The organism is Phyllobacterium sp. YR620 (genome assembly GCF_900104165.1).
Taxonomy (GTDB): Bacteria; Pseudomonadota; Alphaproteobacteria; order Rhizobiales; family Rhizobiaceae; genus Phyllobacterium; species Phyllobacterium pellucidum.
Genome location: NZ_FNJP01000001.1, coordinates 216121 through 238780 on the forward strand (window position 1 = coordinate 216121; position 22660 = coordinate 238780).

At 60.3% G+C, this 22660-nt stretch carries 19 protein-coding genes; 12 read left to right on the top strand and 7 right to left on the bottom strand.

Annotation, left to right across the window (positions count from 1 at the left end; genetic code table 11):
- The first annotated feature begins 1 nt into the window (after nt 1).
- From BLR72_RS00995 to BLR72_RS01030, 7 genes are all read left to right on the top strand, one after another.
- Nucleotides 2-1681 (top strand): formate--tetrahydrofolate ligase, encoded by a 1680-nt coding sequence (locus BLR72_RS00995; protein WP_091944217.1) that lies wholly within the window; start codon nt 2-4, stop codon nt 1679-1681.
- A gap of 231 nt (nt 1682-1912) precedes the next feature.
- Nucleotides 1913-4096, top strand: coding sequence for an anthranilate synthase (locus BLR72_RS01000; RefSeq protein ID WP_091944222.1), 2184 nt, complete (start codon nt 1913-1915; stop codon nt 4094-4096).
- Between the two features lie 31 nt (nt 4097-4127).
- Nucleotides 4128-5036: a cation diffusion facilitator family transporter gene (locus tag BLR72_RS01005; RefSeq protein WP_027233464.1), complete on the top strand. Its 909-nt coding sequence runs from the start codon at nt 4128-4130 to the stop codon at nt 5034-5036.
- 28 nt (nt 5037-5064) lie between these two features.
- Nucleotides 5065-5646 carry an NUDIX domain-containing protein gene (locus BLR72_RS01010; RefSeq protein ID WP_091944224.1) on the top strand — a complete coding sequence of 194 codons (582 nt, stop codon included), beginning with the start codon at nt 5065-5067 and terminating at the stop codon, nt 5644-5646.
- Between the two features lie 287 nt (nt 5647-5933).
- The gene (locus BLR72_RS01015) at nt 5934-6881 is read left to right on the top strand and encodes an alpha/beta hydrolase (protein ID WP_244506589.1); all 948 of its coding nucleotides are present in this window, start codon (nt 5934-5936) and stop codon (nt 6879-6881) included.
- A 302-nt stretch (nt 6882-7183) separates the two neighbouring features.
- Entirely contained in the window at nt 7184-8890 is a 1707-nt protein-coding gene (leuA, locus tag BLR72_RS01025) for a 2-isopropylmalate synthase (protein ID WP_244506590.1), read from the top strand.
- Nucleotides 8891-9017: 127 nt separating this feature from the next.
- A complete protein-coding gene (locus BLR72_RS01030; protein WP_091944227.1) occupies nt 9018-9632 on the top strand; it encodes a hypothetical protein in 615 nt (204 codons plus the stop codon).
- Here the strand turns inward: BLR72_RS01030 and BLR72_RS01035 are convergent.
- On the bottom strand, nt 9626-10567 hold the full coding sequence (locus BLR72_RS01035) for a metallophosphoesterase family protein (protein WP_091944230.1): 942 nt from the start codon (nt 10565-10567) through the stop codon (nt 9626-9628). The genes BLR72_RS01030 and BLR72_RS01035 overlap by 7 nt on opposite strands.
- Nucleotides 10568-10684: 117 nt before the next feature.
- On the opposite strand from BLR72_RS01035, the gene BLR72_RS01040 reads away from it, so the two are divergent.
- Nucleotides 10685-11155 (top strand): NUDIX domain-containing protein, encoded by a 471-nt coding sequence (locus tag BLR72_RS01040; protein ID WP_091944233.1) that lies wholly within the window; start codon nt 10685-10687, stop codon nt 11153-11155.
- A gap of 5 nt (nt 11156-11160) precedes the next feature.
- On the opposite strand, the gene BLR72_RS01045 is transcribed toward BLR72_RS01040, so the two are convergent.
- The gene (locus BLR72_RS01045) at nt 11161-12156 is read right to left on the bottom strand and encodes a glutathione S-transferase family protein (protein ID WP_091944236.1); all 996 of its coding nucleotides are present in this window, start codon (nt 12154-12156) and stop codon (nt 11161-11163) included.
- 287 nt (nt 12157-12443) lie between these two features.
- Here BLR72_RS01045 and BLR72_RS01050 point away from each other — a divergent pair, with 287 nt between their 5' ends.
- Nucleotides 12444-12956, top strand: coding sequence for a GNAT family N-acetyltransferase (locus tag BLR72_RS01050; RefSeq protein WP_091946415.1), 513 nt, complete (start codon nt 12444-12446; stop codon nt 12954-12956).
- A gap of 2 nt (nt 12957-12958) precedes the next feature.
- On the opposite strand, the gene BLR72_RS01055 is transcribed toward BLR72_RS01050, so the two are convergent.
- From BLR72_RS01055 to BLR72_RS01070, 4 genes are read right to left on the bottom strand one after another with little or no spacing between them, the layout of a single operon-like run.
- Nucleotides 12959-15034, bottom strand: coding sequence for a hypothetical protein (locus tag BLR72_RS01055; RefSeq protein ID WP_091946418.1), 2076 nt, complete (start codon nt 15032-15034; stop codon nt 12959-12961).
- 8 nt (nt 15035-15042) lie between these two features.
- Nucleotides 15043-17868, bottom strand: coding sequence for a DUF4159 domain-containing protein (locus tag BLR72_RS01060; protein WP_091944239.1), 2826 nt, complete (start codon nt 17866-17868; stop codon nt 15043-15045).
- Nucleotides 17865-18782: a DUF58 domain-containing protein gene (locus BLR72_RS01065; RefSeq protein WP_027233452.1), complete on the bottom strand. Its 918-nt coding sequence runs from the start codon at nt 18780-18782 to the stop codon at nt 17865-17867. The genes BLR72_RS01060 and BLR72_RS01065 overlap by 4 nt, the downstream gene beginning before the upstream one ends.
- Nucleotides 18782-19789, bottom strand: coding sequence for an AAA family ATPase (locus BLR72_RS01070; RefSeq protein WP_091944242.1), 1008 nt, complete (start codon nt 19787-19789; stop codon nt 18782-18784). The genes BLR72_RS01065 and BLR72_RS01070 overlap by 1 nt, the downstream gene beginning before the upstream one ends.
- Nucleotides 19790-19941: 152 nt before the next feature.
- On the opposite strand from BLR72_RS01070, the gene BLR72_RS01075 reads away from it, so the two are divergent.
- The 3 genes from BLR72_RS01075 to BLR72_RS01085 are packed head-to-tail and all read left to right on the top strand — an operon-like array spanning nt 19942 to nt 22456.
- The gene (locus BLR72_RS01075) at nt 19942-20550 is read left to right on the top strand and encodes a DUF1285 domain-containing protein (protein WP_091923851.1); all 609 of its coding nucleotides are present in this window, start codon (nt 19942-19944) and stop codon (nt 20548-20550) included.
- Nucleotides 20547-21188, top strand: coding sequence for a CoA pyrophosphatase (locus BLR72_RS01080; protein ID WP_091944245.1), 642 nt, complete (start codon nt 20547-20549; stop codon nt 21186-21188). Before BLR72_RS01075 ends, BLR72_RS01080 begins: the two co-directional genes overlap by 4 nt.
- Nucleotides 21185-22456 (top strand): CCA tRNA nucleotidyltransferase, encoded by a 1272-nt coding sequence (locus tag BLR72_RS01085; protein ID WP_091944248.1) that lies wholly within the window; start codon nt 21185-21187, stop codon nt 22454-22456. Before BLR72_RS01080 ends, BLR72_RS01085 begins: the two co-directional genes overlap by 4 nt.
- Here the strand turns inward: BLR72_RS01085 and BLR72_RS01090 are convergent, their stop codons facing one another.
- Complete coding sequence (locus BLR72_RS01090; protein WP_091944250.1) at nt 22457-22639, bottom strand: DUF1059 domain-containing protein; 183 nt, start codon at nt 22637-22639, stop codon at nt 22457-22459. It abuts the gene before it with no gap.
- Between the last annotated feature and the right edge of the window lie 21 nt (nt 22640-22660).

Here is a 22660-nt window from a genome sequence, read left to right on the forward strand (position 1 = left end):
GATGACTGTCGTCAAATCCGATATTGAGATTGCCCGTCACGCGGCAAAAAAGCCGGTCGTGGAAATCGGTGCGAAGATCGGCATTCCACCCGAGCACCTCGCTCCCTACGGCTATGACAAGGCCAAGCTTTCAGCAGAGTTCATTCGCTCCAAGCGGGGGGACAAGAATGGCAAGCTCATTCTTGTGACGGCCGTCAGCCCGACACCAGCAGGCGAGGGCAAGACCACGACGACAGTCGGGCTCGGCGACGGTTTGAACCGCGTCGGCAAGAAGGCGATCGTCTGTATCCGCGAAGCGTCGCTGGGCCCTTGTTTTGGCACGAAGGGAGGTGCGGCTGGCGGCGGCTATGCGCAGGTCATTCCGATGGAAGACATAAACCTGCACTTTACCGGCGATTTCCATGCGATCACCGCCGCGCATAACCTCCTCGCGGCGATGATCGATAATCATGTTTATTGGGGCAACGAGCTTAATCTTGATACTCGCCGCATCACCTGGCGTCGGGTGATGGACATGAACGACCGCGCCTTGCGCGACATTGCGACGTCGCTCGGCGGTGTCGCCAACGGGTTTCCGCGCGAGTCCGGCTTCGATATCACCGTCGCCTCGGAGGTCATGGCCATTCTCTGCCTCGCCACCGACCTTGCTGACCTCGAACAGCGCCTCGGCGAGATCATCATCGGCTATCGCTTCAACAAGACGCCGGTCTATGCACGCGATCTCCAGGCGGACAAGGCCATGGCCGTGCTTCTGAAAGACGCGATGCAGCCGAACCTCGTGCAGACCCTGGAGAACAACCCCGCTTTCGTGCATGGCGGTCCCTTTGCCAATATCGCCCATGGCTGCAATTCAGTGGTCGCGACGACGACGGCCTTGAAGCTTGCCGATTATGTGGTGACCGAAGCCGGTTTTGGTGCCGATCTCGGGGCCGAGAAATTCTTTGATATCAAGTGCCGCAAGGCCGGCTTGAAACCTGCTGCCGCCGTCATTGTCGCAACCGTCCGGGCGATGAAAATGCATGGCGGCATTGCCCGCGAGGATCTCGGCCGGGAAAACATCTCAGCCGTCAAGGCGGGATGTGCCAATCTCGGCCGGCATATGGAGAATGTCAGGCAATTCGGTGTGCCCGTCGTTGTCGCCATCAATCATTTCACCGCCGATACGCAAGGCGAAATCGATGCGCTGAAGGCCTTCGTCGCCGCCCACGGCGCTGAAGCCGTGCTTTGCCGCCACTGGGCCGAAGGCTCGGCCGGCATCGAGGAACTCGCGCACAAGGTCGTCGCACTTGCAGAAAGCGGATCGGCGCAGTTCTCGCCGCTCTATGAGGATGAACTCCCGCTTTTCGACAAGATCGAAACCATCGTCAAACGCATTTACCGGGGTGCCGAGGCCGATGCCGATTCGAGCGTGCGCGACCAACTCCGGCAATGGGAAGACGCGGGCTATGGCAATCTGCCGGTGTGCATGGCCAAGACCCAATACTCCTTTTCGACCAATCCCCATCTCAGGGGCGCGCCGGTCAATCACGTGGTGCATGTGCGCGAGGTCCGCCTTGCTGCCGGCGCCGGCTTCGTCGTCGCCATCTGCGGTGAGATCATGACCATGCCGGGATTGCCGAAATCGCCCTCCGCCGAACGTATCCATCTCAATGAAGACGGATTGATCGAGGGGCTCTTCTGATAATCCGCGAAAGCCCTCGCGTTTTTGCAGTTGCAAGCAGCCTCGGCTGCCGCTAACAATCAGCGCATGAATACGCACGTTAACAGCACTGGTTGGTGGTGGCTCCGCTCTTAGCGGCCGCACAGCCTTTTGCATGCGTAAAGGGAACAGGGCCGCAACGGGTTTTCCGGGCGGCCTTTTTGTTTATCGCCAGAAGCCCCCAAGGCCAAATGCAACGAGACGGAGAACAAGATGCATAGAATTGAGGGCGACGTCGAAATCTTCGACACCAAAGGCGGCATAACAATTTCGCGCCAGCGCATCGGCACGGCCTACGCCAGCGCCATCGATAGCTACGTGGATGCCCTGGACGAGCGCCGCGGCGCGGTGTTTTCTTCCAACTACGAGTATCCCGGGCGCTACACACGTTGGGATACGGCGATCGTCGATCCGCCCGTTGTCATCACCTCGAATGGCCGGCATATGACCATCGAGGCGCTGAACAAGCGCGGCGAGGTCCTGCTCGTTGCCATCGGCAAGACCGTTGCGGCACTGGAAGAGGTATCGGTCGCTGCCACAAGTGCCACAAAGATAGAACTTGAGATAGCGCCGCCGACCCGTCACTTCACGGAGGAAGAGCGCTCGCGCATTCCGTCAGTCTTTACGGTGCTGCGTGCCATCGTCGGCCTCTTCTTCACCGAGGATGACGCAAGCCTCGGACTTTACGGCGCTTTCGGCTATGATCTCGCCTTCCAGTTCGATCCGGTCCAGTACAAGCTGAAACGGCCTGACGACCAGCGCGACATCGTGCTTTATCTTCCGGACGAGATTCTGGTTGTCGACCACCATGCGGCCAAGGCATGGCTCGATCGTTACGACTACGCCTTTGACGACCTTTCGACCGAAGGCTTGTCCCGCGAAACCGAGTCAAAGCCGTTCAAGCCGACCGCCACGATACCGGGCCGGGGCGATCACAATCCGGGCGACTATGCCGAACTCGTAAAAAAGGCCAAGGAGAGCTTCAAGCGCGGCGACCTCTTCGAGGTGGTGCCGGGCCAGACATTCTATGAACGCTGCGAAACCTCGCCGTCGGTCATTTCGCGGCGTCTGAAGGCCATCAACCCGTCGCCCTATTCGTTCTATATCAACCTCGGCGACAACGAGTATCTGGTCGGTGCTTCGCCCGAAATGTTCGTGCGCGTCGTTGGTCGCCGCATCGAGACCTGCCCGATATCGGGTACGATAAAGCGCGGCGAGGATGCGATTGCCGATTCCGAGCAGATCATCAAGTTGCTCAACTCGAAGAAGGACGAGTCCGAGCTGACCATGTGTTCGGACGTCGACCGTAACGACAAGAGCCGCGTGTGCGAGCCGGGGTCGGTCCGTGTCATAGGCCGTCGCCAGATCGAGATGTATTCCCGCCTCATTCATACGGTCGACCACATTGAGGGTCGTCTGCGCGAGGATATGGATGCGTTCGACGGGTTCCTGTCGCATGCCTGGGCGGTAACTGTTACCGGAGCGCCAAAACTCTGGGCAATGCGCTTTATCGAAGAAAACGAGCGCAGCCCGCGCGCGTGGTACGGCGGCGCCATCGGCATGGTCAGCTTCAACGGCGATATGAATACGGGCCTGACGCTGCGCACTATTCGCATCAAGGATGGCATTGCGCAGGTTCGCGCCGGCGCAACCCTGCTTTTCGATTCCATTCCCGAGGAAGAGGAGGCCGAGACCGAACTCAAGGCCTCGGCAATGATCGCCGCGGTGCGGGATGCGCACAAGACCAACATTCTTGCCGAAGAGCGCGCCGTGGCGCGCGTGGGCGAGGGCCTGCAGATCCTGCTCGTCGATCACGAGGATTCCTTCGTGCACACATTGGCGAATTATTTCCGCCAAACCGGGGCAACCGTGACCACGGTGCGAACCCCGGTTCCGGATGAGATTTTCGACCGGATCAAGCCTGATCTCGTCGTGCTCTCGCCCGGGCCTGGCACGCCGGAGGATTTCGACTGCAAGGCGACGATCAAGAAGGCGCGCAAACGTGAGCTGCCGATTTTCGGCGTCTGCCTAGGCCTTCAGGCGTTGGCAGAAGCCTATGGCGGTACGTTGCGACAGTTGCACGTGCCGATGCATGGCAAGCCCTCGCGCATTCGCATTACCAAGCCGGGCAAGGTGTTCTCGGGCCTTCCGAAGGAAGTGACGGTCGGCCGTTATCATTCGATCTTTGCCGATCCGGTCCGGCTTCCGGACGAATTCGTCGTCACGGCGGAAACGGAGGATGGTGTTATCATGGCGTTCGAGCACAAGAGCGAACCCATTGCAGCGGTGCAATTCCATCCCGAATCCATCATGACACTCGGCCACAATGCTGGTATGCGCATGATCGAGAATGTCGTGGCGCATCTGCCGCGACGCGCCAAGGAACGCGCTGCCTGATACGGGCAGCGAAGCAACGAGCAGCTTGAGCATGAGCCAAGAAACTACAGTTCAGCGACTGGCGTTCTGGTCGATCATCATCGGCTGCACTGTGCTGGCGTTGAAGTACGTCGCTTACCACGTGACCGGCTCTGTCGCGCTTTATTCCGATGCGCTCGAATCGATCGTAAACGTCGTTGCGGCCCTGGCGGCCTGGTGGGCGATCCGCGTCAGCCATATCCCTGCCGACCGGAATCACCCTTACGGTCATCACAAGGCCGAGTATTTCTCGGCTGTGCTCGAAGGCGCACTGATCATCGTGGCTGCACTCTTGATCCTGCGCGAGGTCTGGTTCGCATGGCAGACGCCGAAGACGCTCGACCAGCCGTGGCTCGGTCTTGCCATCAACGGCGGCGCGTCTGCCATCAACGCCATTTGGGCGACCGTTCTCATCAATCGCGGACGTATCGCGAAGTCGCCGGCGCTCCTTGCCGATGGCAAGCATCTGATGACCGACGTCGTCACGTCGGTCGGTGTTTTCGCTGGCCTGGTGGGTGCAGTTCTTACCGGCTGGACGATCCTCGACCCGCTCCTTGCCGTAATCGTTGCTGTCAATATCCTGTTTCAAGGCTGGAATGTCATCGGCAATTCGGTGCAGGGGCTTATGGATATGGGTGTTGCGACCGAAGAGACGATCCAGATCCGCGACGTCATTTCTGCCAATGCCGGCGGCGCACTCGAAGTACACGACCTGAAGACCCGCGTTGCCGGCCGGGTAACGTTCATCGAGTTTCATCTCGTGGTCGATGCCAAGATGAGCGTCGGCGACGCCCACGTGATCTGCGACCGGATCGAGAATGCCCTGATGGAACAGATCCCCGAGGCCAGCGTCGTCATTCATGTTGAACCCGAGGACGAAGCCAAGCTGCCAATCGGAACGGCCGCCGTTCCCTTTGCCTGATATTTCCATCCTTTCCAGGAGCGTTTCGATGAACGACAGTCCCGTGCGCATGAAGTCGGTCGAACTCCTTTCTGATAATTGGGGCACGCTGAAAAAATATACCTACGACATGGCGCGACGCGACGGGCGCATCGAAGAGCACAAGCGCGAAGTCTATGATCGCGGCAACGGCGCGGTGGTGCTGCCCTATGATCCATCGCGTGGGACGGTGCTGCTCACCCGGCAGTTTCGCCTGCCAGCCTATGTGACGGGACACGATCCGATGCTGATCGAAGCCTGCGCCGGGCTTCTCGACGACAATGATGCTGAGACGACCGCGCGCAAGGAAACCGAAGAGGAACTCGGCTATCGCCTGCGCGACATCGAGCGTGTCTTCGACGTGTTCATGAGCCCTGGCAGCGTTACTGAGCGGCTGGTCTTCTTCGTCGCCGTCTACGACGCTTCGGACCGCATCTCCGATGGCGGCGGGCACGAGGGCGAAGGGGAGGACATCGAAGTTCTGGAGATGACCCTCGATGATGCGCTTGCCCGGGTGGAGCGCCATGAGATCGTCGACGCCAAGACCGTCATGCTGCTCCAGCATGTCAAGCTCAGGGGCGTGATCGGCTGAATTGCCGGAAACCGATGCACGACCGCAACAAAATGTAACGGACTGTTTCAGTTCGTCATGATTTCGTTACAATTATGTTGACATAGAGCAGGTGCTTGGGCGAGTGATTGCCCAGCAATGCGAATTCATCTTGATGCGACGCAGGGGGCGTACGTCAGGGAACATAAATTGGCGGGACGCATCAATTCCAGTTTCTGAGAATCGAGCGCCAATAGGCATGGCAGCGCCCAGCGGACGACCGCGGCTGTTTACAATCTTGGTTAACCTTTAACTTTTAGGATTAACTTATGGGTAAACCGTATCTCTACGCACTCATCGCAGGCCTTTCACTTGTTGCTGCGGCCCAATCGGCGCACGCAATCGGGATAGCGGATTGTGAGAAACCGCAATCCGGCAAGGCCGAGGTGCGTTCGAACGCGGTTGATCCGACGCCCGACATCGATAAGAATACCGCTGCCGATGCCTGCTCGCAAAAAGGCAAGGCCATGCCAGCGATGCAGATCAAGGCGACGCCGGTCAATACGCTCACAACAGGTGGGGCCACGATCTTGAACAAGGCGATCAAGGGTGAAATCATTCCGCAAAGCGACGGCATGATTCACGCCGATCTTCCATTCAAATACCGCATCTACCGCCCCGACGCGCCCAACGGCGATACGCTTGTGCTTCTCCATGGTTCTGGGCAAGATGAAACGAGCCTGGTTTCCTTCGGCGCCAAGATCGCGCCGAATGCTTTGCTCCTCGCCGTGCGCGGGCGTGTGGTGCAGGACGGTTCGAACCGATGGTATCGCCGTCTAACCCCGATCAGCTTCGACCAGAAGGATATCCGTTCCGAGGCGAAGGCCTTTGCCGATTTCTTCAAGCAGGCCGCGCTGCAATACAAGATCGATCCGAAGCGCACGACCTTCCTCGGCTATTCCAACGGCGCGAACCTCGTCAACGCGGTGATGATGCTTTATCCGGACCTCGTCAAGCAGGCCGTGCTTTTGCGCTCGATGCCGGTGCTGACTGGATCGACCGAGGCGAACCTTACCAACGCCCGCGTCCTGACGGTTTCGGGCGCCACGGACCAGCTTTATGCGCCTTATGCGCCGGCGCTCGAAGACATGCTGCGCTCGCACGGCGCCCGCGTCGAGGCCCGGTCGATCAAGTCCGATCATGGCCTCGGCAAGGAAGACGTCAAAGTCGTCAGCGAATGGCTGTCCGGCATGACGGCCCAGCTTAAAAAGAACTGATCCGCTCGAAACTCATCCTTGCATCTGGCCAGACAGTCGTTTATTTGTCTGGCCCATGAGAACGCGCCCGACCCACAAGTCCTTCGCCTTGTCCGCTTTTGCGGGCTTGACGAATCGCGCCTTCCTCCTTCCGCTTCTCCTCGACCTTATCGGCGACCGCCGGGCTCGTTGAGAGGAGCGTCCGGCGGTCGAAAGTGCCGCCAGGCTTCTGCTCCTTACCCTTTACAAGTCCGATGTAACGCTTAAAAAAGTGCCGAGATCGCTTGAAACTGTCGCGTATCCGGCCGGAAACGAGAAGCACAATGACCGATATGATCGCTCCGAGGAAACCGACCGCCGGCATGCCCAATGCCGGCAACAAGTACGAACCCTATCCGTTCGTTGAACTCACCAACAGGCAGTGGCCGTCGAAACGTATTGAAAAGGCGCCGATCTGGTGCTCTGTCGATCTGCGCGACGGCAACCAGGCGCTGGTCGACCCCATGGGCCATGATCGCAAGGTGCGTATGTTCGCGCTGTTGCTCGACATGGGCTTCAAGGAAATCGAAATCGGGTTCCCCTCCGCGTCCCAGACCGACTTTGATTTTGCCCGCTGGTGTGTCGAGGAGGGCAATGCTTCCGACGATGTATCGCTGCAGGTGCTGGTCCAGTGCCGCCCCGAACTCATAACGCGTACGTTTGAATCCCTAGAGGGCGCGCACAAGCCGATCGTCCATTTCTACAATTCGACCAGCGAATTGCAGCGCCGCGTCGTCTTCAACAAGGATGTCCACGGCATCAAGTCGATCGCGACCGATGCTGCCAAGATGATCACCGACATGGCTGCCAAAGCCGGTGGCGGCTACCGTTTTGAATATTCGCCGGAGAGCTTCACCGGGACCGAACTCGATGTCGCACTGGAAATATGCAATGCGGTGACCGAGATCGTCAGGCCGACGCCGGATAACAAACTCATCATCAACCTGCCTTCGACGGTGGAAATGTCGACGCCGAACATCTATGCCGACCGGATCGAATGGATGTGCCGCCAGCTCGACAATCGCGAGAACCTGATCATTTCACTGCATCCGCATAATGATCGCGGTACGGGCATTGCTGCTACGGAACTCGGCCTGATGGCTGGCGCTGACCGCGTCGAAGGTACGCTCTTCGGCAATGGCGAGCGCACGGGCAATGTCGACATCGTCACCCTGGCCTTGAACATGTTCACGCAAGGCGTCGACCCGGAGATCGACTGCTCGGACATCAACCGTATGAAGGAAGTCTACGAATATTCCAACCAGCTCGTCATCCCCGAGCGTCACCCCTATGTCGGCGAACTGGTCTACACGGCTTTCTCCGGATCGCATCAGGACGCGATCAACAAGGGCATGAAGGCGATCAAGCAGGCCAACAAGACCCTGTGGGAGGTGCCTTACCTGCCGATCGATCCGCAGGATGTGGGCCGCAGCTATGAGGCGATCATCCGCATCAATTCCCAGTCGGGCAAGGGTGGCATCGCCTATATCCTTCAGGCTGATTACGGCCTCAATCTGCCGCGCGGCATGCAGGTGGAGTTCCGCGAGGACATTCAGCACATCACCGACGAGGAAGGCAAGGAAATGGCCTCGAAGCGGATCTATGACCGCTTCCAGGAACTCTACGTCGAGCAGTCGGACGCGCGTTTGAAGTTTGTCGACCACCACACCTATCCCGATACGGAGCGCAAGGGCATGCGGATTCTTTCGGCCGAAATCACGGATCGCGGCGAAACGAAACGGATCGAGGGGCGTGGAACGGGGCCGGTGGATGGCTTTATCGATGCACTGTCCCACTATCTCGGAATCAAGCTGTCGGTGGTGAATTATTCCGAACACTCGCTGCAGCACGGGTCCGACGCAGCCGCAATCAGCTATATGGAAATCGAATATCCGGGCGGCAAGCTCTTCGGCGCGGGGATCAACAAGAACATCGTGACGGCATCCCTTGAAGGGATCATTTCTGCCGCCAACCGCATCATCGGCAAATAAATGGAAGGGCCCCTCGGGCCCTTCACCCATTTCTGGGCACGCGATGAGGCAAGGGTACGTTTTTGATGCAATTGCCGCGACTTGTCGTTAAGGATTGGTAAAATCGCCTCGTTGCCGGAAAACGCCGATGAATGAAATGCGCGAGAAGAGAACGACCGACGAACGCCGGCTCGCCGAAGCAATTCGGGGTGTTCAGATTGCGGCCGCGGATCGCGGCGATGTCGTCGTCGACATGAAGGAAGCCGATCTGGCGCGCATCGAAATTCTTGCCGAAGATCTGAAGCCGGTCTTCGCTGATGTGCCTGCCGACGATCCGCAGTGGGACTTTGCCATTTTCAGGGGAGTGCAGCCGCGGCTCTGGATCGATGCTACCGCCCATGTGATGATGGCGCGCGATCGGCGCACCTATCGTTTCGTGCGCGATACGCGCCTTGGCCGGATCGTGCTCGCAGAATCACCCGAAGTGAAGCCCGTCTCCGAAGCGGTCACGACCTATATCGCCGAGCGTATCGTCGAGCGGCAGCGCCTGATGGAAGGCGAGCGGGTTTCTTTGCGTTCGGAATCGAGTATCGACCCCGGAAATGCAATCGCGCGACCAGCTGAGATTACGGCTGCCGCCGCGCCGAGGACTGCCGGGTTGACCGTTTTCTTGATCGCGATTGTCTGCCTTGCTATAGGCGCGACAATCGGCGCAAGCGGCATGCTTGCCCACCTCTGGAGCATCATCAAGCCAACTTACTGAGCCTCAGATCCCGGCGAGCACCTTGTGCCTACCTTAAGATTGTGCTCGCGGATCGTACGGATCGTCGTTTGCGCGTCGACGATGCCACGCTCCACCATGGTGCACTCCCATCCGGCATTGGTCTTCGAGATCGTGAAAAGATTGAAGCCCGCTGGTGGTTTGTGCTGTCCAAGCTCGAAACCCTGGCTTGCGGCCGGCACGCAGACTACGGGGATTTCCCAGTCCGGTCCGTTGATCGTGTAGCGCGTCGCAAGATGCGTATGGCCGTGGAGGACGAGTTCAGCGCCGTATTCCGCAACCGTTCGCTGAAAGAGACCGATCCCGAGAAGGCGCTTGTGCGAGGGCGCCGCACCGCGAACCGGCGGGTGATGAATCATGATCACGCGGAAGAGCCCGCGCTTGCCGGTCTCATCAAGAACCTCGCCGAGCTTGCGCGCCTGGCGTTCGCGAATGTCGCCCGTCGCCATGAAGGGGGCGGTCGCGCGGGCTGAGGAGACGCCAATGAGCGCCACGTCGCCGCGTACGCGAAGATACGGAAATTCGACAGGCTTGTTTTCGGCGGCTTCGATATCGCCGCGCATCCACGGCTGCCAAAGGCGCCGTGCCTTCTTCAGCGCGCCGGGCACATAGGCATCGTGATTGCCGGGAACGACCGACACATTGGCCGGGTCGCCCAGAGTCCTCAGCCAGCGTTCTGCCGTCTCCAGTTCCTCATCGAGCGCCAGATTGACGAGGTCGCCGGTCACCGCAATGTGATCGGGCGTGTGCGCCTTGATATCGGCAACGAGCGTATCGAGCGTGCTGCCGGTCATCGTTCCCTTGCGGTTGGAACGCCAGTTAATATAGCCGGTGATGCGCTTGGAGATCAGTTCCCGCAAGTTCGGTGCAGGAAGCGGCGATAAATGTATGTCTGAGATGTGGGCAAGACGGAACATTTTTCAGCTTTAGGAGAGTATGACAGCTAAATCCAGTGGTAGAACGTTTCGCGCGAATGGCGCACCCGATAACAAAACAGTCGCGAGGTTAGACTGTTCCACCTGAAGAAGGAAAGAATGACCGACAAGCGTTCCACCTGGCGCCACCGTGTGCTCCATGCCTATTTCCTGCTGCAGCGCCCCATGACCCTCGGCGCCCGCGGGGTCATCATCGATGAAAAAGCGCGTACGGTCTTCCTCATCCGCCACACATATGTGCATGGCTGGCAGTTTCCGGGCGGGGGGGTAGAGACTGGTCACACAATGGAAGAGACACTGGAGAAGGAACTCATGGAAGAGGGCAACATCGAACTGACCGGCCGGCCAGAGCTCTTTGCGATATATCACAATGCTCATGCGTCGAAACGCGATCATGTTGCGCTCTACATATGCCGGTCGTTCCGCCAGACAGCGCCCTTCCTCCCCAACCGCGAGATCGCCGAGGCTCGATTCTTCAGCCTCGACGACCTGCCCAAGGACACGACGCCTTCAACCCGGCAGCGCCTTGCCGAAATATTCGACGGCGCGGAGATTCCGACCGCCTGGTAGCGGGCTCAGTTAGACGCTGACGCTTTCAACCGGTCGCGATCGTGCGGCGCGCCATAATCGAGAGCCGGGCCGACAGGGATGATACCGGTTGGATTGATTGTCCGGTGGCTGCCATAATAATGCGCCTTGATATGCAGGAGATTGACCGTCGGCGCGACGCCCGGCACCTGATAGAGTTCGCGCGTATAGTTCGACAGGTTCGGATAGTCCGCGATGCGTTGGCGATTGCATTTGAAATGCCCGACATAGACCGGATCGAAGCGCAGCAGCGTCGTGAACAGGCGCCAGTCAGCTTCAGTCAGGCGGTCGCCGGTGAGATAGCGCTGTTTTGCGAGCTTCGCCTCGATTTGATCGAGCGCGCCGAAAAGCTGGGTGAAGGCTTCCTCATAGGCCTCCTGCGTGGTGGCGAAACCGGCGCGATAGACGCCATTGTTGATGTTGGGATAGACGAGGGCGTTTACAGCATCGATTTCCTGTCGCAACGCCTCCGGGTAGAAATCCAGGGCGTGATCGCCGAAGGCATCGAATGCCGAATTCAACATGCGGATGATCTCCGACGATTCGTTCGAGACAATCGTGTCCTGCTTCTTGTCCCAAAGCACCGGCACGGTCACCCGGCCTGAATATTTGGGATCGGCCCGCGTGTAGACCTGATGCAGATAGTCGTAGCCGAAAAGCTGGTCACCGGTCGCGCCATCCCGTTCGAGGAATGTCCAGCCTTCAGCACCCATGAAGTGGTCGACCACCGATACGGAAATGACATCCTCAAGCTGCTTCAGCGCGCGGAAGATCAGCGTGCGATGCGCCCAGGGACAGGCAAAGGATACATATAGATGGTAGCGTCCCGGCTCCGCCTTGAAGCCGCCGCGGCCGGACGGTCCGGCGCTTCCATCGGCTGTCACCCAGTTGCGAAATTGCGATTCAGTGCGAATAAAGCGCCCGCCGCTCTCCTTGGTGTCGTACCACTTGTCCTGCCATACGCCGTCGATCAACAAACCCATCGTTTCAAATCTCCATTGGTTACTGAGCCTATAGCTGGCGCTGCAGGATTGTTAATTCAGCCCCCGGGTGGTGAACAGAGCGTAACTCTTCGACAATGTCTGTTTAGATTTTGGTTTACGTCGCGACAGATTGATGTTAGGCGAACGAAAAAGGAGAGATTTGTGGCAGGACTTCTGATCATCCGACGATGAAACCTGAACCGGCGCCTCGTGCGACGGAAGCTCCTGTGCTGGCCAATGGCGATATTTGCCGAGGCGAACGACCACTCTCTTCAAAGAAATCCAACATGCTGAACCATGTCGTGACCTACGCGCCGGAAGAACCGGTGCACGATGCTGCAATCGAAGACATCAACCGGGAAGCTTTCGGGCCGGGGCGGTTTGCCCGGGCGGCCTATCGCATTCGCGAGGGCGGACCGCATGATCGCAGCCTTTCCTTCGTAGCGCTCAATGGCGAACACGTCATCGCGTCGGTCCGGCTGACGCCCATCCGCATCGGCACTACCCCGGCGATGCTTCTCGGCCCACTCGCCGTGCGCCCGGCATGGAAGAAACAGGGCATCGGCGCTGCGCTTATGCGCACCAGCATGGAAGCCGCGCGCGTGGCCGGACACAAGCTCGTCATCCTCGTTGGCGACGAGCCCTATTACGCTCCTTTCGGCTTCCGCCAGATACCAGGCCACCGGATCGTATTGCCGGCGCCGGTTGATCCGGCGCGGTTCCTCGCTTGTGAACTCGCACCACGGGCTTTGCAGGATGTCGAAGGCAAGGTCATCCACGCCGCGATGGCAGGCCAGTAGCTTTACCTGCCTTCGCGGTACCACATGCCGCCGAGCACAAGCATCATGGCGGCAAGGCCAAGGAAGCCCGAGAAAAGCGGCAGGCGGGTGACGCTCTTCAGCACCGTCTCATTGGTCTGGCGCAGGCCGATCCAATTGTCGCCGCTGGCGCTTGCCGTGCCGCGCGAGGCAACGATGTTCGGTACCTCGATGTCGGTCTGATTCGCGGCCGCGCGCAGGCGGCGCGTCCCTCCGCCGGTTTCGCGGGCAAGCGGATCGAGTTTTGCCTGTGTCGAAACATTGTCGGTGAACTCCGGCGCATCGACGGGTCCAACATGGGCGAGCGTCGTCAGATCGCCATTGGCAACCTGGTAGAGCCCGATCTCATCGGTCGGTACGGAGGCGGTAAAGACGCCGGGCTCGGTTTCCGTCAGCGGAACCGACCGCGTCTTGCCCGACGGCGTGATGATATTGGCGGGCTCAGCCGTTTTTTGCATCGTCTGGCGATGAATTTCGAGATTGCGGCCATTACCCGTTGCCGTCAGCGCCTCTTCCTCGAGGTCCGGCTCCTTCATTAGCCAATGCGCGATCCGGCGATAGAGCGCGGCATGCGGACCGCCGCCCTCGAAACCGCGCGCCCAGAGCCAACCCTGGTCGGAAAGGAACATGCCGACCCGGCCATCGCCAATGCGGTTGAGAACCAGCAGCGGCCGGTCTCCCGCGTTCATGATGACCGAGCCTTCCGGTGGATTAACATCGATTACACGGAACCATCGGCTCCATGCCGGCGGTTCCTGCGTACTGCCTTCAAGCCCGCGCGTGACGGGATGACGTTTACCCTGGTCGCTGAGGCGCGGATAAAAGGCTTTTTCCTCAATATTGCCGGTTGGCGTGGCCGGAAGCACCGAAAGAAGCGGCGTGTTCGCAATCGACATCTGGCCGGCAAATTCCGGACCGGCTGCAATAAGCAGGGCTCCGCCCTTTTGCACATAGTCGTTGATGTAGTCGTAATAGAGCAGCGACATCACATCGCGATGCTGGTAGCGATCGAAGATAATCAGGTCGAACTGATCGATCTTGTCGACGAAGAGTTCGCGCGTCGGGAAGGCAATCAGCGCGAGTTCCGGAAGCGGGGTCGAATCCTGCTTTTCGGGTGGGCGCAGAATGGTGAAGTGGACAAGGTCGACCGACGCGTCCGACTTCAGGAGGTTGCGCCAGGTCCGCTCGCCATTGTGCGGCTCGCCTGAAATCAACAGCACCCGCAGATTTTCGCGAATGCCGTCAACCATGGCGACGGCACGGTTATTGACGCCCGTAAGCTCGCCGGGGATGGGATCCACGGTAATCTCGACTATATTGACGCCGGCGCGCGACAACGTCACCTCAAGCGGCATTTCCTCGCCGATGATGGCATCTTCGCTGCCGGTCTCGTTGCCATTGACGCGCACATGAACGCGCGCGCTGCCGCCCGGCGCTTCGCCCGAAGCGGTGACCTTGTAGGTCATCTGCTGCGGATTTCCAGTCAGGCCGAAGCGCGGCGCGCGCACGAACTGGATGCGCCGATCGATTTCATTGGGGACGCCGGTGATCAGCCCATGAATGGGAGCATTGAAGCCAAGTCCTGCCTGGTTGGCCGGAATATCGTGGATCTGCCCGTCGGTGATCATGATCGCTCCGCCGACGCGCGAAGGCGGCACATCGCGCAGCGCTCCATTCAAGGCCCCGAACAAACGGGTGGAGGTGGCATCATCATTCTCGCTGGCACGGCCGGTCTCGACCGTGCGAACCTCGAATTGCGGCAGGCGTGCAAGCTCGGTCTGCACCTCCTTGAGCGCGGCGTCCGTATCCGCGCTGCGGTTGCCGAGATCCTGGCTCTGGCTGCGGTCGGCGATCACCGCAACGACGCTTTTCAAGGGATCGCGCTGCTCATTGACGACGATCGGATTGAGCAGCGCCATGGCGAAGGCGGCCAGTGCGACAAGGCGAAGGAGGCTCCCGCGTTGGCGAAAATAGATGCCCGCCAGCGTCAAGGCGAGCAATGGCACAAGCAGAATGGCAAGCAGGGTGGTCGAAAGCAGCGGCTGGAAATCGAGCGACAGGTACATGGCTAATTCCCCAGACGCTCAAGCAGGTCCGGCACATGCACCTGGTCGGACTTGTAGTTGCCGGTAAGCATGTACATGACGATGTTGATCCCGGTGCGAAAGGCATAGGTGCGCTGCATCGGATCGTTGGGAATGGTTGGAAACATGGGCGAGCCGCTGGCATCGATGGCCCATGCGCCGGCAAGATCATTACCGGTAATCATGATTGGGGTCACGCCGTCCCCTGCGCGCACGGGCCGGTCCGACCTTGCCTCGGTGGAAAGCGACGCCTGCACCCAAAGCGGGCTGCCGCGGTAGCGGCCGGGGAAATCCTGCAGGATATAGAAGGACTTGGTCAGCACGTGGTCGCTCGGCACCGGCTCGAGTGGCGGAATGTTGAGGCCGGCAAGGATATCGCGCAATCGCTGGTTCGAGGGCGTGGTGGCGTTCTCGAAACTCACAGCCGCCGCATCCTGGTCGCGCGTGTCGAAGAGCACCGTTCCACCCTGCTGCATATAGGCGTCGATCTTGGCGATGGCTTCAGGCGATGGCATGCGCGCAGCCGCATCAACCGGCCAGTAGATGAGCGGATAGAAGGCAAGCTCGTCCGTTGCCGGATTGACGCCGACCGGCTCGCCCGGCTCCAGCGCCGTGCTGTCGGCGAGTGCCCGCGAGAGCCCGGCAAGGCCGGCCCTGCTGATATCGTCGACCGCACTGTCACCGGTGATCACATAGGCAAGATGGGTGGCGTTTACCGCCTCGATGATGGCCTCGTCGCCGGGCTTGCTGTCGTTTTGCTGCGCATGGGCAGGCGAAGGAGCGATAGCAAAGAGAACCGGCAAGAGCAGAATCGCGAGCGAGGCAGCCACCGTGCGATAGCGGCGGCGCAGATGGCCTCCGAGCCAGAGGATGGCCAGGGCATCGGCGATCAGCAGCAATGCAGCCAGCGCAAAGAGCGGGCCGCGCAGCGGCAGCGATTCGTCGACCGCGTAGCGCGCCGTGGTGACCGGGAATGACATATCGGGTCGGGCCAGCGGCTTGATCTCCCCATCGGGCCGGAAAAGGTTGAGTGCCGACATCGCGTCTTCCACTCCGTAGAAGCCGGGAGGATTGTCGAAACTCACCTGCGGTGTTTCACCTGGCTTGGTGATCAATGGCTTTGCGTCACCCGTGGGCGGCATGAGCCCGCCCTCGGCATTGAGGATGAGGTAGGGCGGCAAGGCCCGGGACGCGCTGGCGCCGTTGCCATTCGATGCCGGACCCGCATTGCGCGAAAGGGCAACGAGGCGGTGCAGCATATCGACGAAGCTGCCGCTGATGGGCAAATTCGACCAGGTCGCCTCGGGCGTTACATGAAACAGCACCAGTTGGCCACGCTGGCGTGTTTCACCGGTAACGAGCGGCGTTCCGTCGGCGAGGTTGGCCCAGCTCTTGTCATAAAGGTCCGAGGACGGCTCGGCGAGGACCTGCCGCGTTACCGTCACGTCCTGCGGGGTCGGAAGACCCGCAAAGGGACCGTTGTCCGGGAACGCCGCGACCGGCTGCGATTCTTTCCAGGAAAGGGCGCCGCCAAGCGAGCGCTCGCCCTTGCGCAGCGTAACCGGAAGCAGCGGATCGTCGTCGCTGCCGGCAAGGCGGGGTCCGGCGAAGCGGATCAGGGTGCCGCCATTATTGACCCAGTCGGAAAGCAGGCGCTCGGTCTCGGGCGGCAATTTGCCGATATCCGCCATGATCACGACCGATGGCTTTTGTTCGAGCAATTCCGGAACGGCGCGCACGAGTTCGGCATTGCGTGGCCGCAGGAGATCGGCAAAGGGCTCAAGCGCCCTTGAAATGTAGTAGAGCGGAGAAAGCAGGGGCTGCGACAGGTCCGCATCCGATCCTGAAAGCAACGCAACGCGGCGGCGCTTGTTATTGTCGTCTATGAGGAAAGTTGCGCCGGCTTGCGCCGTCCCGTCGATGCGCAGCGTGTGAAAGTCGTTTCGCAGCTCGTACGGCGCATTGATGACCGCTTGCCCTGTAGCTTCTCCTGCGGAGAAAACCAGACCGGTTTCGGCGATGCGGCGGCCCTTTTCATCGAAGGCGCCGATGGTGACTGCGCCCTGTCCACGGTCATTGCTCGGTCGCACAGCATGAACCGTCAGCCCATTTGCACTGTTTTCGGCTTGGCGGATAGCGGAGAGGGCGCTGATCGATGGCTGATACCAGATCATCGATGCGATTTTTGCATCCTGCAGCGATTTCAACGCAGCATCCGCCGCGGGCGTATCGATACCGTCATTGAGATAGGCGATGCGGGTTCCCGAAATGTCGGCAAGCGCGGTTTTCAACCGGGCGAACGCGGCCGCACGATCGACCGGGATCGGCCGTACATTCAAGGCGCGTACGCGCTCGAGCGCGGTGGTCGCGTCGAATGGCCCGATATCCGTGTTCGCTCGTTCGGCCGTTCCGAGAATGTAGATCAGCGCGCCCGAATTCGCCGCATCGCCGATAAGGCGCTCCGCGGTCTCCTTGCGCGCCGGCCATTCCTCATTCGAGGACCAGCCATTGTCGAGGACGATCGCGACCGGTTCCTTGCCGATCAGCGTTTCCGGGCGTGGGTTCCACACCGGCTCCGACAGGGCAAGGATGACAAGGGTTGCAAGCAGGAGCCGCAGCAGCGTCAGCCACCACGGGCTCTTGTTCGGCGTCTCTTCCTTTTTGAGAAGCTGTGCCAGGATCCGCAAGGGCGGAAAGATTTCGCGTACCGGACGGGGCGGCGTCACCCGAAGCAGCCACCAGATGACCGGAAGGGCGATCAATCCTGCAAGAATCGCGGGAGCGCCAAAGGCGAGGGGAAGCGCATTCATGCGACGCCTCCACCCTGATAGCCGATCTTGGCGGTCATGTTCATATGCACCGTCACAAGCGCTTCTGAAGCAAGGCGATCAGTGCGATTGACCGTGTAGCTCCAGCCGATGCGCTTGCAATAGGCGCTCAAGGTCTCGCGGCGGGCATAAAACAGATTGCGATAATCGCTGGCGTAGTCCTCGGCCCGTCCGAAAGTGAGTGAAGCGCCGGTCTCGGGGTCGACAAATTCGGTGCGGCGCCTGTAGGGAAAGTCTTCCTCGGCCGGATCGTAGATTTCAATGAGATGCGCACGCGCGCCGACATGGGCGAGCTTCTGCAGGGTTTCGAGCGTTTCTTCGACGGGCTCCAGGAAATCGCTGACCAGCACCACATCCGAAAATCGGCGCACCCTGTCGAGATCAGGCTTGGCCGGCAAGTTGGCGGCGTGGGAGAGGAGGGTTGCCAGGCGCTCGGCGCCATTGCGTGCCGAGGATGGGTCGGAAATATCGGGATAGGCAATGCGTTCGCCGCTGCGCGAGAGCAATTCCGCCAATGCGAGCACCATCACGAGCGCCCGCGACTCCTTCGAGACTTGCGCCTGTTCGGATTTGAACAGCATCGATGGTGAAGGATCGGCCCAAAGCCAGACGGTGTGGGCCGCCTCCCACTCCTGATCGCGGATGTAGGTGCGATCATCGCGGGCGGACCTGCGCCAATCGATGCGCGAGACGGCCTCACCATCAGTATAGGGACGAAATTGCCAGAAGCTCTCACCAACGCCGCTCTTGCGGCGACCGTGCCAGCCGGTATTCACCGTATTTAAAATGCGATGGACCTCGACGAGGAGGTCCGGCAGCAAGGCGGCACGTTGACGGGCGCGCGCAAGCGCGTCGCCTGTCTCGGTTCGCCGGACTTGCGTGCCGATTGCTGCCATCAGAGGGCAACCTTGGTCACATTTGCGATCACATCACGCACGTTCATGCCGTCGGCGCGGGCCGCAAACGTCAAGGCCATGCGGTGCTGGAGGACAGGTTCGGCGAGCGCCTTGATGTCATCGACCGATGGAGCGAGACGACCGTCATAAAGGGCGCGGGCGCGGGCGCAGAGCATCAGCGCCTGGCTGGCGCGGGGACCCGGTCCCCAGGAGATGAACTTCCTGGCAATGTCGTTGTCGGCGCCGGGCCGCGCCGAGCGGACGAGGGTCAAAATGGCGTCGACCACGCCTTCGGGAACCGGCATGCGGCGGATCAGTTGCTGCATCTCGAGAAGACGTTCGGCGTCGATCACCCGAGCCGCGGAAGCTTCGGAGGTCCCCGTGGTCTCAAGCAGCACGCGGCGCTCCGCGTCGAGCTCGGGGTAAAGAATGTCGATCTGCATCAGGAAGCGGTCGAGCTGAGCCTCGGGAAGCGGATAGGTGCCTTCCTGCTCCAGCGGGTTCTGGGTCGCGAGCACGTGGAAGGGGCGCGGCAGGTCGTGCCGTTCGCCGGCGACGGTCACGTGATATTCCTGCATGGCCTGGAGCAGCGCCGACTGGGTGCGCGGTGAGGCGCGGTTGATTTCGTCGGCCATGAGAAGCTGGGCGAAGATCGGACCTTTGACATAACGGAAGTAGCGCTTGCCATTGTCGTCCTGCTCCATGATCTCGGAGCCGAGAATGTCGGACGGCATCAGGTCCGGCGTGAACTGGATGCGGCGGTCGTCCAGTCCAAGCACGGTTCCGAGTGTCTCGACCAGCTTGGTCTTGGCGAGGCCGGGAACACCGACGAGCAAGGCGTGTCCACCGGCAAGAAGGGCGACGAGGGTGCGCTCGACGACGCTCTCCTGGCCGAAGATCACAGTCCCGATGCCGTTCCTGATCTTGGCGATATCGGCCAGCGCTTTCTCGGCCTCGGCGACCATCGCCTTTGGATCGGACGCCACCTCTGGTTTAATCATCGTCATCGATTTACCTCGCCGCTGGTATATGTGCAGAGTCTTTCTTAAATCACTCCAAGTCACTATGACATGTGAAAAGACTCTAAATCACTATGACAAGCTGACAAGCGGCCCAACGGTGACTATTTCGTGACGGGTGGAGAAAAAAGGTAAGGGCTATGGCAGTGCGTGAAACCAGTGTGCGCGATACGGCGGGACTTGAGGCGCTGATCTCGCGGGCCGCTGCGCAGGGCAAGGGTCTGCCACCGGTCGACCGCTGGAATCCTGAGTTCTGCGGCGATCTCGACATGGAGATCAAGGCCGACGGCACTTGGTTCTATATGGGAACGCCGATCGGCAGACAGCCTCTCGTGCGCCTGTTTTCGACAGTCCTGCGCAAGGATGCCGACGGAAAGACCTATCTCGTTACCCCGGTGGAAAAGGTCGGAATCCGCGTCGAGGATGCGCCCTTCCTTGCGGTCGAGCTCAATGTTTCCGGCTCGGGCGATGATCAGGTCATGACCTTCCGCACCAATGTCGGCGATATTGCCGAGGCGGGCGCCGAAAACCCGCTTCGCTTTGTGGTCGATGCCGAGAATGGCGGGCTGAAGCCATACTTGCTGGTCCGCGGGCGGCTCGAAGCCTTGCTAGCCCGTGCCGTGATGTACGATCTCGTCAACCATGGCGAAGATATCGTTGTCGACGGCAAATCGATGTTCGCGGTTCGCTCCAGGGGCGTTGTGTTTCCGATCATGCCGTCGGGCAAACTTGAGATGCAAAGTCGATGACCTCAGCCGACCCGCTCGATGAGGGGTTTTCGGCCCGCGCGTTCGCACGTCGCGTCGCGCTCAAGGGCAATGAGCGGCTCGACGACGACCATGGCGATCACCGGCTCAATCCGGGCCTCGATGCGCTGATTGCCGCAAAACCGCTGCGCGATGCGGCGGTGCTCGTCCCTATCGTTGACCGCGGTGACGAGGCAAGCGTCATTCTTACATTGCGCACGACCAGCCTGCGCAACCACTCGGGCCAGGTGGCGTTTCCGGGAGGCGCTATCGATCCCGAAGATGATTACGAGCCGGAAAAGGCGGCGCTGCGCGAGGCGCATGAAGAAATCGGGCTCGAAGGGCGGCATGTCGAACTGCTCGGCCGCCTGCCGCGCTATTTGACGACCACCGGATACTCGATCATTCCGGTTCTTGGCCTTGTCCACCCGCCTTTCGAAATCGCGGCCAATCCGGACGAGGTTGCCGATGTATTCGAGGTGCCGCTATCGTTCCTAATGAACCCGGCAAACCATCGCCGCGAAAGCCGCATGTGGCAGGATCAGGAGCGGTTCTACTATACGATGCCGTTCGGCGATCGCTTTATCTGGGGCGTGACGGCCGGCATCATTCGTACTCTTTATGAAAGGCTCTATTCTTGAGCGATATAAAGTCCATTTCAGGCAAGGCGCCGTGGCTTGCCAACGAGCAATTGCAAGTTCTGTTGGCAGCGCTTTCGGTCGGGGGCGAGGGCGCCCGCGTCGTTGGCGGCGCCGTGCGCAATACGCTGCTCGGGCAACCAGTAAGCGATATCGACATCGCGACGACTTGCCTGCCCGAGGAAACGTTGCGGCGCGCGGAGGGTGCGGGGTTCAGGGCAGTCCCTACGGGTATAGCTCATGGGACGATCACAGTCGTCGCCAAGGGACGTCCCTATGAGGTGACGACCTTGCGCGCCGACGTCGAAACCGACGGGCGTCACGCGGAAGTTGCGTTCGGCAAGGACTGGCAGGTCGATGCCGAACGCCGCGACTTCACGATCAACGCGCTTTATGTCGAGGCCGATGGCACAATCGTTGATCTTGTCGGCGGTCTTGCCGACATCGAGAGCCAGACCTTACGCTTCATAGGCGATCCGGAACAGCGTATCCGTGAGGACTATTTGCGCATATTGCGCTTCTTCCGCTTCTTTGCGTGGTACGGGAAGGGCCGGCCCGAAACGGAGGGGCTGAAGGCCTGCGCGCGCCTCAAAAGCGGACTTTCGCGCCTTTCGGCCGAGCGTGTCTGGTCCGAACTGAAGAAGCTTCTATCAGCGCCGGACCCGTCACGCGCCCTTTTGTGGATGCGGCAGGCGGGTGTTCTGACGACTGTGCTGCCGGAGACGGAAAAGTGGGGCATCGATGCAATCCATGGCCTCGTCCAGACCGAACAGGCACTCGGTTGGGAGGCCGACCCGATGTTGCGTCTTGCGAGCATGGTGCCGCCGAACACGGAGCGGCTGGCGGAGCTTGCCGTTCGGCTCAAGCTCTCCAATCAGGAGCGCGACCGCCTTACGGCTTTTGCCGGGACGGTGCCGCCACATCCCGAGATATCCGAGACCGGCTTTGCAAAGCGGCTCTATCGCAGCGACGTGCAAGGTATGCAGGATCGCCTGAGGCTTGCCCTTGCCTCCGCCCGTAACGATGCGGCGAGTGACGATGCGGCCATGTTCCGCGCCGGCAACCTGTCGCGCCTTCTGGATTACCTCAAGGATTATGCGCGGCCGAAATTTCCCTTATCAGGCGGCGACCTCGTGACGGCGGGCCTTTCGAAGGGTCCTGATGTCGGCAAGGTGCAGCGCGCGCTCGAGGATGAGTGGATCGAGTCCGGGTTCAGCCTTGAGCGCGATGAACTGCTGGCGAGAATTCCCCACCATGCGGGAAAGGCCTGATCAGGCGGCTTCACCCTTTTCGGGCTGGATGTTTGCCTTGATCGTTTCGAGCATGGATTCGCGAATGACCGTTTCACCATGGGTTTCGCGCAAGTGCTCGCTGGCGCGGCGGATGATTTCAGCTTCGGTTTCGTGACGTGTATGCCACTGGCAACCGGGAACAATGCAATGAAGTTCTTTCATGGCTTTCTCTCCCTGTTGTGA

Coding starts and splice junctions, on each gene's coding strand:
- BLR72_RS01050 (WP_091946415.1), top strand. CDS start 12,444: ATGCTGAACCATGTCGTGACCTACGCGCCGGAAGAACCGGTGCACGAT.
- BLR72_RS01090 (WP_091944250.1), bottom strand. CDS start 22,639: ATGAAAGAACTTCATTGCATTGTTCCCGGTTGCCAGTGGCATACACGT.
- leuA (WP_244506590.1), top strand. CDS start 7,184: ATGACCGATATGATCGCTCCGAGGAAACCGACCGCCGGCATGCCCAAT.
- BLR72_RS01040 (WP_091944233.1), top strand. CDS start 10,685: ATGACCGACAAGCGTTCCACCTGGCGCCACCGTGTGCTCCATGCCTAT.
- BLR72_RS01030 (WP_091944227.1), top strand. CDS start 9,018: ATGAATGAAATGCGCGAGAAGAGAACGACCGACGAACGCCGGCTCGCC.
- BLR72_RS01015 (WP_244506589.1), top strand. CDS start 5,934: ATGGGTAAACCGTATCTCTACGCACTCATCGCAGGCCTTTCACTTGTT.
- BLR72_RS00995 (WP_091944217.1), top strand. CDS start 2: ATGACTGTCGTCAAATCCGATATTGAGATTGCCCGTCACGCGGCAAAA.
- BLR72_RS01000 (WP_091944222.1), top strand. CDS start 1,913: ATGCATAGAATTGAGGGCGACGTCGAAATCTTCGACACCAAAGGCGGC.
- BLR72_RS01080 (WP_091944245.1), top strand. CDS start 20,547: ATGACCTCAGCCGACCCGCTCGATGAGGGGTTTTCGGCCCGCGCGTTC.
- BLR72_RS01075 (WP_091923851.1), top strand. CDS start 19,942: ATGGCAGTGCGTGAAACCAGTGTGCGCGATACGGCGGGACTTGAGGCG.
- BLR72_RS01035 (WP_091944230.1), bottom strand. CDS start 10,567: ATGTTCCGTCTTGCCCACATCTCAGACATACATTTATCGCCGCTTCCT.
- BLR72_RS01065 (WP_027233452.1), bottom strand. CDS start 18,782: ATGGCAGCAATCGGCACGCAAGTCCGGCGAACCGAGACAGGCGACGCG.
- BLR72_RS01005 (WP_027233464.1), top strand. CDS start 4,128: ATGAGCCAAGAAACTACAGTTCAGCGACTGGCGTTCTGGTCGATCATC.
- BLR72_RS01060 (WP_091944239.1), bottom strand. CDS start 17,868: ATGAATGCGCTTCCCCTCGCCTTTGGCGCTCCCGCGATTCTTGCAGGA.
- BLR72_RS01045 (WP_091944236.1), bottom strand. CDS start 12,156: ATGGGTTTGTTGATCGACGGCGTATGGCAGGACAAGTGGTACGACACC.
- BLR72_RS01070 (WP_091944242.1), bottom strand. CDS start 19,789: ATGACGATGATTAAACCAGAGGTGGCGTCCGATCCAAAGGCGATGGTC.
- BLR72_RS01010 (WP_091944224.1), top strand. CDS start 5,065: ATGAACGACAGTCCCGTGCGCATGAAGTCGGTCGAACTCCTTTCTGAT.